We start from the raw sequence: 16,811 nt of genomic DNA, 5'->3' as shown, positions 1-16,811 counted from the left end.
ACAGACCGTGGCGCGATCGCGTCATGATCACCGCCATCCGATGATAGCGATCGTCCGCCGTCAAGATCGCGTGGCCGCTGCCGATTTGAACAGGTCTTTGTTTGTGCCATTCCCGATTTGGGACGACGTCATTGCCATTACCTTTTGTTGAGACTTCTTTGCGAGGGTCTCCGGACGTCAAGCAACAAAATTCCACGACAACGCGAGCTGCGCGATGACCATGGCCGCCGTGATCGAGAGCCGGACGGCGCAGGCGCCCGCGCGGCGGCTGCCGTCGGGGCTCGCGCGGGTGGAGATCGTGTCCGATCTGGCTGCCGCCGAGCCGGTCTGGCGCGCGCTCGAAGTCCCCGAACATGTCTCGACGCCCTACCAGCGCTTCGATCTGCTCGGCGCATGGCAGCGCGACGTCGGCGCGCGCGAGCATGCGACGCCGTTCATCGTTATCGGGCGTGATGCCGAGCAACGCCCGCTGCTGCTGCTGCCGCTGACGTTGCGGCACGCCTGCGGCGTGCGCATCGCCACCTTCATGGGCGGCAAGCATACGACCTTCAACATGCCGCTGATGGATCGCGAATTCGCCGCGCGCGCCAGCGCCGGCGATCTCGACGTCCTGCTCGCAGGGCTGCGCGATCGCGGCGGTGTCGACCTGCTCGCCTTGACACAGCAGCCGGAGCGCTGGCGCGATCTCGCCAATCCGCTGGCGCAATGGCCGCACCAGCCGTCGGTGAACGACTGTCCGGTGCTGTTGATGCCGCCGGGGGCTGCGCCGACGGCGCTGTTGTCGAATTCGTTCCGAAAGCGGCTGAAGAGCAAGGAAAAGAAGCTGCAGACGCTGCCCGGCTACCGCTACATGGTCGCGAGCAGCGACGCCGAGATCGCCGAACTGCTCGACTGGTTCTTCCGCACCAAGCCGATCCGCATGGCCGAGCAGAGGCTGCCGAACGTGTTCGCCGAGCCCTGCATCGAGGCCTTCGTGCGAAGCGCCTGTATGGCAAAGCTCGACTGCGGGCATCGCGCCATCGATATCCACGCACTGCGCTGCGACGCCGAGATCATCGCACTGTTTGCCGGCGTGGCCGACGGGGCGCGCTTCTCGATGATGTTCAACACCTACACGTTGTCGGAGAATGCGCGCTGGAGTCCCGGACTGATCCTGATGCGCTCGATCATCGATCACTACGCGCAACAGGATTTTCGTGCCCTCGATCTCGGCATCGGATCGGACGACTACAAGCGGATGTTCTGCAAGAATGACGAGCCGATCTTCGACAGCTTCATGTCGTTGACCGCGCGGGGGCGCGTCGCCGCGACGACGATGGCTGCGGTTGGACGGGCCAAGCATGCCGTCAAGCACAGCCCTGCCCTGTTCCGTCTGGCGCAACAGCTGCGCGGCGCGCTGCAATCGCGTGGCGGCGCCGCCAAGGCTGACGAGAGGGCCGAAGATTAGGCGGCGACGCCGCGCGGCCCCGGCTGGTTGCGGTTGGCGCCTCCGGCCGGTGCCTTCAGCATGGTGACGGCGCCGAAGCCGACCTCGCGCAGCTGCTCGCTCATCTGGCTGCGCGCCTCGGCGGCCATCTTGGGATCGGGCACGACGACGGCGCGCGCGCCCGCGGTCAGGAGCTCGGCCGGCAGATCGGAGGCATTGCCAGCGTCGAGCAGGACGTGGTCGTAGACGCGCAACAGTGCGTCGATCGCGAGCGCGAGCCGCGGCGATTGCAGTTGGCTGCGGTCGGCGCCGGGACGGCCAGCATTGACGATGTGCAGCCGCGAGGCCTGGTCCTTGGTGATGATGGACGCGAACGATGCCTCGCCCAGCATCAGCTCGATCAGCCCGGGCGCGGCCGGATCGACCGAGACGCCCGCAAGCAGTTGCGGGCTGCCGGCGAGGTCAACCAGCACCACGCGCGCCTGCGCCGCCATGGTGCGGGCGATCGCGAGCGCAGTGGACGTGACGGCCTCGCCGCCGGCCGTGCCGAGCACGGTGACCTTGCGGGCGCCCTCGCCCGCGCCGAGCAGATCGGCGGCGAGTTGCTCGAACTCGTTCAGCGGTGGCGGCGCAGGCTTGACCGGCTCGGCCGACGGCGCCTCGGCCGGCTGCATGGCCGTGGGGGGCGGCGGTACCGAAGCCGGACGCGCGGCCTCAACCGGCGCCGACGTCGAAGGTGGTGCAACGGCCGGCGATGCGGAGACCGTACGCGGGGCGATCATCGGCTCGACCCGCGCCGCGAGCACCATGACATCGGCCATGCTGCTCATGGCCGGGGCGGCCGGGCCCACCGCACGCGGAGCCGTGAGGCGCAGCAGCTCGCCGGTGATGACCACGCCCGAGGTCAGCATCAAGGTCGCCAATGTCGCGATCAGCACGATCGGCAGCTTCTTCGGATACGCCGGCGTGTTGGACACCACCGCCCGCGAGATGATCCGTCCATCCGCGGGCGGGGTGTCGAGCGACTCACGGGTGTTCGCCTCGCGGTACTTGGCGAGATACGATTCCAGCAGGTCGCGCTGCGATTTGGCATCCCGCTCCAGCGCCCGCAGCTGGACATCGAGGCCATTGGTGGAGGTGGCCTGCTTCTTGGCCTGATCGAGGCTCTGGCTCAGCATCTGCACCCGCCCGTCGGCGATACGCGCGTCGCTGTCGAGCGAGCGGGAGATCTTGCCGGCCTCGTCGCGGATCTGGCGGTCGAGATCAGCCAGTTGCGCCTTCAGTTCCTTGATGCGCGGGTGATTGTCGAGCAGCGTCGACGACTGTTCCGCGAGTTGCGCGCGCAGGCTCACGCGCTGCTCCGACAAGCGCCGCATCAGCTCCGAATTGAGCACCTCGGACGCCTCGATCGGCTGGCCGCTCTGCAGCATCTCGCGGATCAGCCGCGCCTTGGTCTCGGCATCCGATTTCAAGGCGCGCGCATTGTTGAGCTGGGTATTGACCTCGCCCATCTGCTGGTTGGACAGCGAGGTGTTGTTGGTCCCCATGAACGAATTCGACTTGGCGCGGAACTCCTCGACCCGCGATTCCGCCTCCTCGACCTTCTTGCGCAGGCCCTGGATCTCCCCGGCCAGCCACTGGCTGGCGGACTTCGCCTGCGCCTGCCGAGCGTTCTGCTGAACAACGAGATAGCCGTCCGCGATCGAATTCGCGACCTTCGCCGCAAGCGCCGGATCCTGCGACTGGAACTCGACGACGAGGACGCGCGATTTGTCGACGGCGTAGACGGTCAGGCGTTCGTAATAGGCATCCATGACGCGTTCGTCCGGCGTCATGGCAAGCGGATCCTTCACGAGCCCGACCATCGCCAAGACCGACTTCAGCGGCGACACGCCGCGCAGGACGGGATCAAACTCCGGCAGCTCGCCCAACCTGTTCTTCGCGATAATGTCGCGCGCCAGATCTCGCGACAGGACCAGTTGCACCTGGCTCGTGACCGCCTCGGCATCGAGTGCCGTCCGCTCTTCGGTACGCTCCCCGTTCGGCCGCACGAACACGTTCTCGCGTCCGTCGATCAGGATCCGCGCTTCGGACTTGTAGCGCGGCGTGATCATGTTGACCGCGGTGATCGACAGAACGAGAGCGAGCAGCGTCGGCAAAAGAATGAAGCCACGCTTTCGTGCCAAGGCGCGGCCGACCAGCCGGAGATCGAGATCGCCGGCCGGGCCCGGCTCCGCCGACGATGGCGAGCCTGTCACGGGTCGGACGGAGGCTCCGTCAACCTGTGTCTTCTCGCCGGCACGCCAGAACGCCAACCGCATCATCCACTCCCGCGAGACCTACGCCACGCCGCTACCATACGTGGTACAATTACACTCCATTAAGGTTGCTGACGGGTTAACCGGAGCGCCTGCAACCTCGCCCTATCGAACAATCGTCATCCTTCGCCAAATGCTGCTTGCAACACGTAGGCTTGCGCCAGATCGTCACAATGCTGGAGCGAACCTGCCCGGCAGTGACGACAAGTGAGACTTTGTTAACCATCAAGCCTCTATCGAGGTTGGAGCTACCAATATTCAGCGACGAGAGGCGCCCGTGCTTCCTCTATCCGCCAGTCGTCAGATCAGCTCGCGCAGCGACGCCTGGCTAAACCACGCGCAGGCCGAAGGCGCGGGCGAGTTCGACATGGCACCGTCGCAGAACAAACCTCTCAAAATCCTTCACGCGGTCAGAGCTCCCGTCGGCGGCATCTTTCGGCACATCCTCGACCTTGCCAACGGCCAGGTCGATCGCGGGCATGACGTGGGCATCATTGCGGACAGCCTGACCGGCGGCGAACGCGCCGATGCCGCGCTGGCCCAGATCGCGCCTCGCCTGACACTCGGCGTGCACCGCGTTCCCATTCATCGGGAGCCTTGGCCGAGCGACATTCTGGCACTCAGCCGATTCCATCGCCTCTCCCGCGCGCTCGCCCCCGACGTGCTGCACGGCCACGGCGCCAAAGCCGGCGCGTTCGTACGCCTGCTGCCGCATCGGCCAGGAACGATCCGCATCTACACGCCTCACGGCGGCTCGCTGCACTACCCGCTCGACACGCTCAAAGGCGCGCTGTATGGCCGGCTTGAACGTGCGCTGATGAACCGGACGGATCTCTTCCTGTTCGAGAGCGCCTTCGCCCGCGATACCTATGAGCGCATGATCGGCCATCCCAACGGATTGGTGAATTGCGTCTTCAACGGCGTCACTGCAGGCGAATTCGACCCGGTCACGCCGGCTCAGGACCAGACCGACCTGGCTTATGTCGGAGAGTTCAGGCACATCAAGGGCACGGATCTGCTGATCGACGCTGTCGCGCAGTTGCGCTCCCGTGGCCGGCCGCTGACGCTGACCTTGGGCGGCGACGGCGAGGAGATGTCGAAGCTCAAAGCTCAGGTCGAACGCCTCGGTCTTGCGGCCGCAGTGCGTTTCATCGGCCATGTGAAGGCCCGCGACGGATTTTCCAAAGGACGACTGCTCGTCGTTCCATCGCGTGGCGATTCAATGCCCTATGTCGTGATCGAGGCGGGAGCCGCTGGGGTTCCGATGATCGCGGCGAGGGTCGGCGGCATCCCCGAGATCTTCGGGGCGCACGACGACGCGATGTTCATGCCAGGCAACGCGACCGCGCTGGCCGACGCCATCGCAGCCGCACTGGACGATCCGGCTACCGCGCAGCTGCGCGCCAAGGCGCTGCGCGAGCGGATCTTCCAGCATTTCTCGCAGAAGGCGATGGTCGAAGGCGTGCTCGACAGCTACCGCGAGGCGTTTACCAAGACCTGACGTCATTTACCATCGCTAACCGTTTCTTCCGATTTGGCCCTTAATCCCGCCGGTGGGGAATTTCCCCCGGCGCTATCAGCGCTTACATGACCACAAATACTAACAAACATAATCCGGGCTTGTACGACTGTGGAACCGATCAACGCTCGCTCGATGTTGGATGCTGCTGCGGCCACGGCCGCATCGACGGCCGCGGCAGACAAGCCGGCCGTTGAACGGCGTCGCCGCCTGTCGCCGGCGGCCCTGGCGGTCGCCAATCAGAAGGTTCACCGCGCCTACTCTCCGATCGTCCTCGCCGGCATCGTCCGCATCACCGATTTCGTGCTGCTGAGCGTCGTCGGCAGCGTCGTCTATTTCGGCTACGTGGTTCCGCTCAGCGGCTTCCATTGGGAGTATCTCGTTGCCATCGTCGGCCTCGCCGTGAGCGCCGTGGTGTGCTTCCAGGCCGCCGACATCTACCAGATCCAGGTCTTCCGCGCCCAGGTGCGGCAGATGACCCGGATGATCTCGTCCTACTGCTTCGTGTTCCTGCTGTTCATAGGACTGTCCTTCTTCGCCAAGATCGGCAGCGAAGTCTCCCGTCTCTGGCTCGCCGCGTTCTTCTTCGTGGGGCTCGGCGCGCTGATCGCGAGCCGCGTCGTGCTGCGCAACCTGATCCGCAGCTGGGCCAGGCAAGGACGTCTCGATCGACGGACCATCATCGTCGGAGCCGACCAGAGCGGCGAGGACCTGGTGCGTGCGCTGAAGGCGCAGGACGACTCCGAGATCGAGATCCTCGGCGTGTTCGACGACCGCAACGACTCGCGATCGCTCGAGGCCTGCGCCGGTGCGCCGAAGCTCGGCAAGGTCGACGATATCGTCGAGTTTGCCCGCCGCACCCGCGTCGACCTGGTGCTGTTCGCGCTGCCGATCTCGGCGGAGACCCGCATCCTGGACATGCTGAAGAAGCTGTGGGTGCTGCCGGTCGACATCCGCCTTTCGGCCCATACCAACAAGCTGCGTTTCCGTCCGCGTTCCTATTCCTATCTCGGTGCGGTCCCGACGCTCGACGTGTTCGAGGCGCCGATCACCGACTGGGATCTGGTGATGAAAATGCTGTTCGATCGACTGGTCGGCGGCCTCATCCTGCTGCTCGCACTGCCGGTGATGGCGCTGGTTGCGCTTGCGATCAAGCTCGACAGCCCGGGACCGGTGCTGTTCCGGCAGAAGCGGTTCGGCTTCAACAACGAGCGCATCGACGTCTTCAAGTTCCGGTCGCTCTATCACCATCAGGCTGATCCCACGGCGTCCAAGGTCGTCACCAAGAACGATCCACGTGTGACCCGCGTCGGCCGCTTCATCCGCAAGACCAGCCTCGATGAGCTGCCGCAACTGTTCAACGTGGTGTTCAAGGGCAACCTCTCGCTGGTCGGTCCGCGGCCGCACGCCGTGCAGGGCAAATTGCAGAACCGGATGTTCGACGAGGCCGTCGACGGCTACTTCGCGCGCCACCGCGTCAAGCCGGGGATCACTGGATGGGCCCAGATCAACGGCTGGCGCGGCGAGATCGACAACCAGGAGAAGATCCAGAAGCGAGTCGAGTTCGACCTCTACTACATCGAGAACTGGTCCGTGCTGTTCGACCTCTACATCCTGCTCAAGACGCCGCTGGCGCTGATGACCAAGAGCGAGAACGCCTATTGATCGCGGGGATCCGGAGCGGGCCCACGTCCGCTTCGCGCGTGTGTCTGGCCGATCCCGCCGTGCGCTGCGTATGAGTGTGAGTTCGCGATGGCCGTGACGGCAGCAGCCGAAGAGTTCGCATCCAGGCCGATGGCCCCTCCGGGCGTCGTCGCCCTGCAGCGCACGCTGGTCTGGCTGGTCGGGGTCTCCGGCGCCATCGTGTTCATCGAACCGAGCCCCTATGAGCTCGTCACGCTCGCCTCCGCCGCGGTGTTCTTCGCGACCGGCATCAGGCTGCGCCTCGTCTTCCTGCCGCTCCTCCTGTTGCTGGTCCTGGTCAATCTCGGCTACACGATCAGCGCGATACCGCTGCTCGACGATTCCAAGATCGCGACCTGGATCGCCACCTCCTGGTACATGGCGTTCACGGCGATCTTCATTGCCATGCTCACGTCGGACGACACCGAAGCGCGGCTCGACATGCTCCGGCGCGGCCTCGTGATGGGCGGCGCGATCGCGGCCCTCGCGGGTGTCGCCGGCTACTTCCATCTGGTGCCCGGTGGCTACGATCTCCTCACCTTGTATGGCCGCGCGCGCGGCACGTTCAAGGACCCCAACGTGCTCGGCGCGTTCTTGATCCTGCCGGCGCTGCTCGCGCTGCAGAACGTCGTGACCGCCCGCTTCGCCGCGACATTGCGCGCCAGCTTTGCGCTCGGCGTGATGGCGCTCGCCATCCTGCTCGCCTTCTCGCGCGCGGCCTGGGGCGGCCTCGTCCTCACCGCCGCCTTCATGCTGGCAATGATGGTGCTCACCAGCCAGACGCGGGGCGAGCGCTCCCGCATCATCTTCATGACGTTGGCGGCCGCCGTGGCCGGCATCGTCCTGATCGGCGTTCTGCTCTCGATCGATTCCATCGCCGACATGTTCAAGCAGCGGGCAAGCTTCGACCAGAGCTATGACGAGGGCCGGTTCGGACGCTTCGGACGCCACATTCTCGGCGCCGACATGGCGCTCGACCTGCCGTTCGGGATCGGGCCGCTGCAGTTCCACAACTACTTCCCCGAGGACACCCACAACTCCTATCTGAACGCCTTCATGTCGGGTGGCTGGCTGTCCGGCATCTGCTATCCCGCGCTGGTGTTCACCACTGTCATTCTCGGCTTCCGCTATCTGTTCGTGCGCGTGCCCTGGCAGCGCACCTACATCGCGGTATTCTCGGCGTTCCTCGGCACCGTCGGCGAAAGCTTCATCATCGACACCGACCACTGGCGGCATTTCTTCCTGATGCTCGGCACGATGTGGGGCATGATCGCCGCCACGCGCGCCCATCAGGCCGAGGCGAACCGATCCGCAGGGATCGGCCCGCACATCGCAGCCTACTAATCCTCCACCGTGAACGTCAGGCCGGCGTGGTCGACCAGCCGCTTGATCAAGCTGTCGCCGAGCGCGGCGCCGGGCGTCCAGAAACCGCCCTTCACAACGGCACCATCGCGCTGCAGGCCGATGGCGCATTCGCTGATCATCCTCGCCGTCAGACCGTAGCCGGGATCGCCCTTCCCTTTCACCGACGCGCAAACGCGCCGTCCGTCGGGAGACACTGCGACGTACGACAGGTCGAAGTATCCGTTGTCCCGCATCTCCTTCGAGGGCCCCTCCCCGACCTTGGGCGCATTCGGGCCGGTCTTCTCGGCATTTGCCGCCATGACCAACTTGGCGTTGGCTTGGCCTTCCTCTCCATCGCCCGTCAGCACCATTTCGTCGTAGACAAAGTCCTGCCCGTACGGAAAACCCATCAGCACGTTGGCACGATGGACGTTGCGTGTGTTGACCAGCGCCATTGCAAACGGCGCGGCCCAAGACTGGAGATCCTCCTCATAGATCGGTCGGTTGGCCGGTGGCTGCTTCGGGCCGGTGAATCCCGGCGTCAGCGCGAACGGGTCCTTCATGATCGCCACAAGGCTCAAATCGGCGGTCAATGCCGCCGCTGTTGCCTTGGCGCTCGCCGAAGTGCCGCCCGACAGCGAGCCGCTCATGCCGCGAATGCGCCCCTTCACGCGCGGCTGTGGCGCACCTAGCACCTGTTTTGCCTGCTGCTGCACGAACAGCACGCCGAGCTCGAACGGCACCGAGTCGAAGCCACACGAGAACAGGATTCTTGCACCGCTGTGCTCCGCCTCATCTCGATGCTTCTCGATCATCTGGCGCATCCACAGCGGCTCGCCACAGAGATCGACATAATCGGTCCCCGCAGCGACGCAGGCGGCGAGCACATCGGCCCCGTAGAGCTGATAGGGTCCGACCGTAGTCAACACCAGTCTAGCCTGATCGACCATCGTGCGAATGGAGCCGGGGTCGCTGGAATCGGCCACGATCAGCGGCAGATCAGGCGGCGCTCCGACCGCATCGCGCACCTTGGCGAGCTTGTCGCGGCTGCGCCCAGCCATGGCCCAGGTCAGCTTGGCTTCGCCGCTACCGCGCGCGGCGAGATACTCGGCCACGAGTTGGCCGGTGAAACCGGTTGCACCATAAACGACGATGTCGAATTTAGCCGACGTCATGGTTGCTCTCTGGGCCGCGGCGGATGGATTCCACCGCTCTTAGCCCTCCACCGTGAACGTCAGGCCGGCGTGGTCCACCAGCCGCTGGATCAGGCTGTCGCGGAGCGCCGCGCCCGGGGTCCAGAACCCGCCCTTCACGCCGGCGCCGTCGCGCAACAGGCCGACGGCGCATTCACTGATCATCTTCGAGGTCGAACCGTAGCCGGGATCGCGGTTGCCCTTCACGGATGCGCGGACCTGGCGGCCGTCGGGGGCTATCGCGACGAAGAGAAGATTGTAGTAGCCGTTCTCGCGCTCCTCCTTCGAGGGACCCTCGCCCGGCTTCGGCGCGTTGGGGCCGGTTTTCTCGGCATTCGCCGCCATCACCTTCTTGGCGTTGGCCTCGCCCTTCTCGCCCGGGCCGGTCAGCACCATCTCGTCATAGACGAAGTCCTGCCCGTAGGGAAAACCCATTAGCATGTTGGAGCGGTGGACATTGCGGGTGTTGATCAGCGCCATCATGAACGGCGCCGTCCAGGACTGCAGATCTTCCTCATAGACGGGCTTGTTGCCCGACGGCTGCTTCGGACCCTTGAAGCCGGGCGTCAGGGCGAACGAGTCCTTGAGGATCGCGACCAGGCTCAGATCCTTGGCGACCGCATCGAAGGTCGCCTTGGCGCTCGCCGCGGTGCCGCCCGAGAGCGTGCCGCTCATGCCGCGGACGCGGCCCTTCACACGCGACGCTGCGGCGCCGAGCACCTTCTTGGCCTGCTGCTGCACGAAATAGACGCCGAGCTCGAACGGCACGGAATCGAAGCCGCAGGAGAACACGATGCGCGCGCCGCTCTTCTCGGCGGTGGCCTGATGCTTGTCGATCATCTGCCGCATCCACACCGGCTCGCCGCACAAATCGACGTAGTCGGTGCCGGTCTCGGCGCAGGCCGCGACGAGCTCGTTGCCATAGAGCTGATAGGGACCGACGGTGGTCAGCACCAGCTTCGTCTGCGCCACCATGGCCTTTAGGGATGCAGGATCGGCGGCATCGGCCGCGATCCGCGGCGTATCGGCGGGCGCGCCGATCGCATCGCGCACGGACGCGAGCTTGTCGAGGCTGCGACCAGCCATCGCCCAGCGCAGCGAGCTGTCGCCGCGATATTGCGTGGCCAAATATTCAGCGACGAGCTGCCCGGTGAAACCGGTCGCGCCATAGACGATGATATCGAACTTGGATGACGTCATTCTTGTTCCCTAGCGATCAGCTGCGATTTTAGTGCCCCGTCATTGCGAGGAGCGCAGCGACGAAGCAATCCAGAGTCCCGTCCTCAGCCCTGGATTGCTTCGCTGCGCTCGCAATGACGGAGTTTGCGGGTCTACTTTTTTCCATAAGACACATTCATTCCGGCGCGGACGTCGTTCTGGATGCCGTAGGGGGCGATCGGGTAGCGCAGGCCGTTCCTGGCAAGCTGTTTCATGCCGGCGATCGCCTTGGCGAGATCGGATGGCTTCAGCGCCATCAGCATCTCTTCGTCCGGCACGCCGCCATAGCGGCGCTCGGCGAAGCATGGCAGCGACAGGCTCGGCTCGCCGGTTTTCAGCGCGCGTCCCCAGGAGTCGGCGCAGGCGGTCTCGCCGACGACGCCCCATTCGAACTTCTTGTAGCCGACATATTGCAGGCCGTTGATCAGGATGATCATCTGTCCCGGCGTCGCATAGACCAGGCAGATGTCCGGCGGATCCAGCCGGCCGCTCGACAGCGGGCTGACGGCCATGGCCTGGTAGCGGCCGAACGGCACGACATCCAACGCCTCCTGTCGCTTGCGCGCGTCCTCCGCCGTGCCGTGCCAGACGCCGACATAGTTCGCGCCCTCGAGCCAGGTGTCGTCCTGCGGGCCGAGCCCGATCACCGCGCGGCACTGCGCGCCGACCAGATCATCTCCGGTGATGCCGACTGTCCAGCCGAGCCGCGAGGCCATGCTGACGATCTGGTCGGTGGTGTGCACCGCGTTGGGCCGGCGGATCTTCTCCACCGCTTCCATGTCCTCGACGCGGGCGAACATCTTGATGCCGATCACGGTCGTCTTCAGCCGCAGCAGGCCGTTGAGATCGGCCACCATGGCCGCCAGATCCAGCCTGTCCGTCCCGTTCGGCTGTTGCATGTGGCGCTCCCTCCCTACCGCACCGCCTGCCGGTCCAATGCGTGGTTCGACTTCGGGGCGCTTGTTAGACCCTCGCACCGCGTGATGCCAGTATTTCCGCCCTCCGGGCTCGCCCGCCATACCATGATCCTTCTCGATATTACGGGAATCACTTATGAATTTTCGATCCTCGGACAGGATCAGTCGATGACCCGCAGCGACCGGAAGGAAGGCGCCAAGCGCGCAACGGCCGGCCCCGGCGGAACGCCCGTGCTGTCGCCCGCCGCGCTCTACGAGGCGGGACTGCATCACCTCGGCGGAGGGCGTCTGCTCGATGCCCAGATGTGCTGCGAGCAGGCGCTGGCGGCCGACCCGGCCCACGCCGACAGCCTTGCGCTGATGGGCATCATCGCGCTGCAAACCGGCCAGCACGACCATGCCGTCGCGTGGTTCTCGCGCGCGATCCGACAGACGCCGAAGATCGACTATCTCACCAGCCTCGGCTTCACCCTGAAGCAGATGGGCCGGCTCGACGACGCCCTCGCCGTCTTCGACAAGGCGATCCAGCTCAAGCCCGACGAGGCCGAGTTGTGGAAGCATATGGGCGGCGTGCTGCTGGCGCTCGACCGTGGCGCCGAGGCGCTGCTGAGCTATCAGCACGCGCTGACGATCGATCCTTCGCACCGCGAGGCCGCGTTCCAGAGCGGCCTGCTGCTGCATCAGCAGCAGCGTTATGAGGAAGCCGCCCAGGCCTTCACGATCTGCCTGACGCAGCAGCCGAATGACCTGCAGTCGCTGCAGATGCGCGCCCGGTGCCTCCGCGAGCTCAAACACTACGACGCGTATCTGGCCGATTGTGAACGCGCGCATGCGCTGGCGCCGACCGAGGCGATGGTCTGCAACAATCTCGGTGATGCCTTTGTCTGTCTCGGCCGCAGCGCGGAGGCGCTGCCGTGGTTCGATCAGGCCCTGGCGTTGCGGCCGGACTTCGTCGAGGTGCTGCTCAACAAGGGTTTTGCGCTGATGCAGCTCCTGCGTTTCGAGGATGCTGCTGCCGTCTACCGGCAGATTCTCGCGCTCGTCCCCGATCATCCCAAGGCGGCGTGGCAGCTCGCGCATATCGAGCTGCAGTGCGGCGACTTCGTCTCCGGCTGGGCCCGGCGCGAGGCGCGCTGGGCCATGCCGGATTTCTCGATCGACTATCCGCGCTTTGCCGAGTCCAAATGTCTGGGCCACGAGGACATCGCCGGCAAGACCATCCTGATCGAGGAGGACGAGGGTTTCGGCGACACCATCCAGTTCGCCCGCTACGTGCCGATGGTCGCCGCGCGCGGCGCCAAGGTGATCTTGGTGGTGCGCGAGGCGCTGCGGCCGCTGATGGCCGGCATCGACGGTGTGACGCAATGCCTCGCCTACGCGCCGGACCTGCAGCGGCCGGTCTTCGACATGCACTGCCCGGTGATGAGCCTGCCGCTGGCCTTCGGCACCACGCTCGATACCATTCCACCGCCAAGCTATCTCCCGCCACTGCCGGCCGAGCGCATCGCGGCCTGGGAGCGGCGGCTCGGAGCGCATGACCGGCTGCGGGTCGGCCTCGTCTGGTCCGGCAATCCGCATCAGGGCAACGATCGCAACCGCTCGATGCCGCTTGCGACCCTGCTGCCGCTGCTCGATCTCGGGGCGGATTTCATCAGCCTGCAAAAAGAGCTGCGGCCAGCCGACAAGGCGGTGCTGGCGCAGCAGAGCGGCATCCGCGACCTTACCGTCGAGTTGACCGACTTCGTCGAGACCGCGGCGCTGATTTCCTGTCTCGACGTCGTGGTCACCGTTTGCACCAGCGTCGCGCATCTCGCCGCGACGCTCGGACGGCCGACCTGGATCATGCTGCCCCACCTCGCCGACTGGCGCTGGCTCAGGGATCGCGACGACAGCCCGTGGTATCCGAGCGCGCGGCTGTTCCGGCAGGATTCGAGCTGCCGCTACGAGCCGGTCGTCGCGCGCGTGCGCGGCGAGCTGGCCGCGAAAGCGGCGAGCTTCTGCAAGACGATTGCCTAGGCCGGTCCCGGAAACAGATCGTCGATGCGGCCGCGCAGGCGGTAGGCCACGAGCCCGACCCATTCGCGCACCGCAATGTCGGCGCGGCGCAGGCCGAGCAGCGAGATGCCGTCGAAGTCGAGCACGCGGCCGACGCGCCAGTCCACCGGATAGGGCTCGACCGGAAAGCCGGCCTTGCGGAACAGCCCGACCGAGCGCGGCATGTGATAGGCCGAGGTCACCAGCAGCCAGCGCTCGCCCGGCTTCGGGGAGATCATCGCCTTGGAGAAGATCGCATTCTCGTAGGTGTTGCGCGACTGCCGCTCCAGCAACAGCCGCTCCTTCGGCACGCCGAGGCTGAGCAGGATCTCGGCGCCGACGTCGGCCTCCTTGGCCTCGGTCGCGATCAGATTGGCGCTGCCGCCGGTGAACAGGATGCGCGCGTTCGGATAGCGCCGCGCCAGCGCGGCGGCCTGGATCACCCGATCGGCGCCCGCCACCGTCACCGGCATGCCGTACATCACCGAGAGATCGGAATCGACGGGACCACCGAGCACGATGATGCCGTCGGGCGCACCGTTCGCCGGGTCCCATTTCGGAAACCGGCTCTCCAGCGGATAGAGCATCAGGCTGCCGAGCGGCGTCAGGCCGACGATCGCCAGCAGCAGCATGGCAGACACCACGAGCCTGCGCCCCAGCACGGCAAACCGGGTCAGCATCAGGATGGCGCCTGCGAGGCCCAGCGCGATCATGAAATTGGTCGGCAGTGCCAGCAGGCCGAGCGTCTTCGACAGGACAAAGAACATTGCGAGCTCCGGCGCGGGGTGAGGTGCCACGGCCGCCCTCATACACGACAGCGGCCATGCGTCGCCATCTCTCTGCGGCGGCCGGCGGATGCGCTATGCTTGGTCCCGAACCGGTACGAATGAGAGGACCATGGCCCATCACCATCTGCACGCGAGCCCCGAGACCTGCCACTGGGGCTTCTTCGAATCCCGGCTGAAGCCGGTGCTCACGATCGACAGCGGTGACGAGGTCACGATCGATTCGATCAGCGGCGGGCCCGACGTGGTGCCCGACACCAGCAAATTCCATGTGCCGCCGGAATTGTTCGACGTCCACGCCCGCAGCGAGCGCATGGTGCCCGGCCACATCCTGACCGGCCCGATCGCGGTCAAGGGCGCCGAGGTCGGCGACGTGCTCGAGGTCGACATCCTCGACGTCCAGCTGCGGCAGGACTGGGGCTACAATTTCATCCGGCCGCTGGCGGGCACCCTGCCCGACGATTTCCACGAGAGCCGGCTGATGAACATCCCGCTCGACAAGGACCGGATGGTCGGCAAGCTGCCGTGGGGCCTGGAGCTGCCGCTGGCGCCGTTCTTCGGCGTGATGGGCGTGGCGCCGCCGCCGGCCTGGGGCCGCATCACCTCGCTGATCCCGCGCGCGATGGGCGGCAATCTCGACAACAAGGAGCTCGGCGCCGGCGCCAAGCTGTATCTGCCGGTGTTCGTGCCCGGCGCACTGTTCTCCTGCGGCGACGGCCACGGCGTGCAGGGCGACGGCGAGGTCTGCGTCACCGCGATCGAGACCGCGCTGCAGGGGCGTTTCCGTCTCACTGTGCGCAAGGATCTCAAATTCGACTATCCGCGCGCCGAGACGGCCACCCACTACATGACCATGGCGATGGACCCCGACCTCGACCAGTGCGCGGTGAAGGCGCTGCGCGACATGATCGTCTTGCTCGGCGAGAAGCGCAATCTGTCGCGCGAGGACGCCTATACCCTGTGCAGCCTCGCCGCCGACCTGCGGGTGACCCAGACCGTCAACGGCTCCAAGGGCATTCATTGCATGATCGCGAAGGCGGTGGTGCACGGGTGAGAAGACAGGGCTGAGCGTCGGGCCAAACACACTGCTGTCGTCCCTGCGAACGCAGGGACCCATAACCACCGAACCAAGTCGTGACGCGAGGTGGTTGGACTTGCGCAAGCCAACTGCTCCCTTGGGTTATGGGTCCCCGCGTTCGCGGGGACGACGCCATTGATGCCGCGCGAGGGAGCGCATCGAACGACGCGTGACGTCGCGCTCCGCGGCAGATCCTGCCCGGGTCATGCTGCAGATCTCACCCTCTGAAATGTCGGAGGGCGCAGGGAAGGCCAGGCGCCGGCTGGCGCCTGCGGCCCGCCTGCGAGAAAAAATGCAGGCGGCAGGTACCACAGGTGCAGCCGAGAACGCCCGGCCTTCCCTGCGCGATGGTCTTCACGCTTATACGCAGTCTGCCTGGTGCGCCGGGCTTGTTGGCCACCTCCGCGCGAGGCGAAGCCTCGTCGCGATCGCGACAACGCGCAGAGCGCGTTGCGCGGGTAACACCAGCGTCGGGGTGTCAGCACGCTGCGACTTCACGTCCGCGCCGAGCCGTTCGTCCGCGCACCCGAGAGGATACGCTGCGGCTCCATCGCGGCCATCGCTCCCCGCCTCGCGTGTCGTGACGATCGCGCGCAACGCCCCTTCCGAGTGAGGCGGGATGGCGGCATCCAAAGCACAATTTCCGGAAAAGCGAAAGCGTTATTTCTGGAATGACGAACTTTTCTCGCCGTGACCGCGATGACCCGTCTGCCTGCTCTGCTTAAAATTCACCAAGGGGATCCCGAAGCAGGCGCCGCGGCACGGCGGTGGTTGAAGCGACCATCGGGCACCGCGGCTAACGCGAATCTTCCCGGCCCTTGCTTTCCCGTACCATTCCGGCCCCGGACTCGCCGAGCGGGCGGAGAGTCACCATCGCGACCTCGCCGATTCGTCATATTACGATAAAATTCAATATCTTAACCAGTTATCCCCAAGCCGCTGTACAACCTATTGGATTCCTAATAGAGTCTAAAAAGTTACTTTTCTGTACACCGGTTACGGACTAGCTTTTAGGCATGGCGACGGAAAAAGCCGAAACTGACCGCATCCCCGTAACCCTAGCCCTGGCAACCATCGGCTATCTCGAAAAGCTCGTGAAACAGGGAACCCACGGCACCAGCGTTCCGGGTGTCTGCAGAACGTTGATTGAAGAAGGCATCCGGCTCGCCATCAAGGATGGGCTGCTGTCGATTCGCGACAACGGACGGGCGTAAGCTAGGGACACGCAACGCGGACAACAGTTTCGGTGCAGCCGTCGGCCAGGACGATCCAGGACGGATCAAACTTGGAAGCGAC

The 16,811-nt window shown here is 65.5% G+C and carries 13 protein-coding genes; 7 read left to right on the top strand and 6 right to left on the bottom strand.

From position 1 onward, the window contains the following. Nucleotides 1–214 precede the first annotated feature (214 nt). Nucleotides 215–1,447 (top strand): GNAT family N-acetyltransferase, encoded by a 1,233-nt coding sequence (locus QW887_RS20555; protein WP_315755017.1) that lies wholly within the window; start codon nucleotides 215–217, stop codon nucleotides 1,445–1,447. Here QW887_RS20555 and QW887_RS20550 read toward each other — a convergent pair. Then, nucleotides 1,444–3,747 carry a lipopolysaccharide biosynthesis protein gene (locus tag QW887_RS20550; protein ID WP_316170099.1) on the bottom strand — a complete coding sequence of 768 codons (2,304 nt, stop codon included), beginning with the start codon at nucleotides 3,745–3,747 and terminating at the stop codon, nucleotides 1,444–1,446. The two genes, QW887_RS20555 and QW887_RS20550, sit on opposite strands and share 4 nt — an antisense overlap. Nucleotides 3,748–4,072: 325 nt before the next feature. After that, nucleotides 4,073–4,225, bottom strand: coding sequence for a hypothetical protein (locus QW887_RS20545; protein WP_315712657.1), 153 nt, complete (start codon nucleotides 4,223–4,225; stop codon nucleotides 4,073–4,075). On the opposite strand from QW887_RS20545, the gene QW887_RS20540 reads away from it, so the two are divergent. The 3 genes from QW887_RS20540 (at nucleotide 4,175) to QW887_RS20530 (ending at nucleotide 8,290) form a co-directional block, all read left to right on the top strand. Continuing rightward, entirely contained in the window at nucleotides 4,175–5,245 is a 1,071-nt protein-coding gene (locus QW887_RS20540; protein WP_315712597.1) for a glycosyltransferase family 4 protein, read from the top strand. The genes QW887_RS20545 and QW887_RS20540 overlap by 51 nt on opposite strands. Nucleotides 5,246–5,398: 153 nt before the next feature. Then, entirely contained in the window at nucleotides 5,399–6,928 is a 1,530-nt protein-coding gene (locus QW887_RS20535; RefSeq protein WP_315711493.1) for an undecaprenyl-phosphate glucose phosphotransferase, read from the top strand. Between the two features lie 87 nt (nucleotides 6,929–7,015). Further along, complete coding sequence (locus QW887_RS20530) at nucleotides 7,016–8,290, top strand: O-antigen ligase family protein (protein WP_315827190.1); 1,275 nt, start codon at nucleotides 7,016–7,018, stop codon at nucleotides 8,288–8,290. On the opposite strand, the gene QW887_RS20525 is transcribed toward QW887_RS20530, so the two are convergent. From QW887_RS20525 to QW887_RS20515, 3 genes are all read right to left on the bottom strand, one after another. Further along, nucleotides 8,287–9,465 carry a saccharopine dehydrogenase family protein gene (locus tag QW887_RS20525; RefSeq protein WP_316175224.1) on the bottom strand — a complete coding sequence of 393 codons (1,179 nt, stop codon included), beginning with the start codon at nucleotides 9,463–9,465 and terminating at the stop codon, nucleotides 8,287–8,289. The genes QW887_RS20530 and QW887_RS20525 overlap by 4 nt on opposite strands. Nucleotides 9,466–9,504: 39 nt before the next feature. Beyond that, nucleotides 9,505–10,683, bottom strand: a complete 1,179-nt coding sequence (locus tag QW887_RS20520; protein WP_316175222.1) for a saccharopine dehydrogenase family protein — start codon at nucleotides 10,681–10,683, stop codon at nucleotides 9,505–9,507. Nucleotides 10,684–10,814: 131 nt separating this feature from the next. Beyond that, on the bottom strand, nucleotides 10,815–11,600 hold the full coding sequence (locus QW887_RS20515) for a DUF169 domain-containing protein (RefSeq protein WP_315711487.1): 786 nt from the start codon (nucleotides 11,598–11,600) through the stop codon (nucleotides 10,815–10,817). A gap of 186 nt (nucleotides 11,601–11,786) precedes the next feature. On the opposite strand from QW887_RS20515, the gene QW887_RS20510 reads away from it, so the two are divergent. Next, the gene (locus QW887_RS20510; RefSeq protein ID WP_316175220.1) at nucleotides 11,787–13,634 is read left to right on the top strand and encodes a tetratricopeptide repeat protein; all 1,848 of its coding nucleotides are present in this window, start codon (nucleotides 11,787–11,789) and stop codon (nucleotides 13,632–13,634) included. On the opposite strand, the gene QW887_RS20505 is transcribed toward QW887_RS20510, so the two are convergent. Continuing rightward, entirely contained in the window at nucleotides 13,631–14,419 is a 789-nt protein-coding gene (locus QW887_RS20505; RefSeq protein WP_315755032.1) for a YdcF family protein, read from the bottom strand. The two genes, QW887_RS20510 and QW887_RS20505, sit on opposite strands and share 4 nt — an antisense overlap. A gap of 130 nt (nucleotides 14,420–14,549) precedes the next feature. Here QW887_RS20505 and QW887_RS20500 point away from each other — a divergent pair, with 130 nt between their 5' ends. Both QW887_RS20500 and QW887_RS20495 read left to right on the top strand, forming a co-directional pair. Next, the gene (locus tag QW887_RS20500) at nucleotides 14,550–15,491 is read left to right on the top strand and encodes an acetamidase/formamidase family protein (protein WP_316175218.1); all 942 of its coding nucleotides are present in this window, start codon (nucleotides 14,550–14,552) and stop codon (nucleotides 15,489–15,491) included. Between the two features lie 1,040 nt (nucleotides 15,492–16,531). Further along, complete coding sequence (locus QW887_RS20495) at nucleotides 16,532–16,729, top strand: hypothetical protein (protein WP_006614936.1); 198 nt, start codon at nucleotides 16,532–16,534, stop codon at nucleotides 16,727–16,729. Nucleotides 16,730–16,811: the final 82 nt, after the last annotated feature.

The sequence above is a fragment of the Bradyrhizobium sp. SZCCHNRI3052 genome, assembly GCF_032484895.1.
Classification (GTDB): domain Bacteria; phylum Pseudomonadota; class Alphaproteobacteria; order Rhizobiales; family Xanthobacteraceae; genus Bradyrhizobium.
The sequence above is the reverse complement of the archived record's forward strand: the minus strand, read 5'-3'. Positions and strand labels throughout refer to the sequence as shown.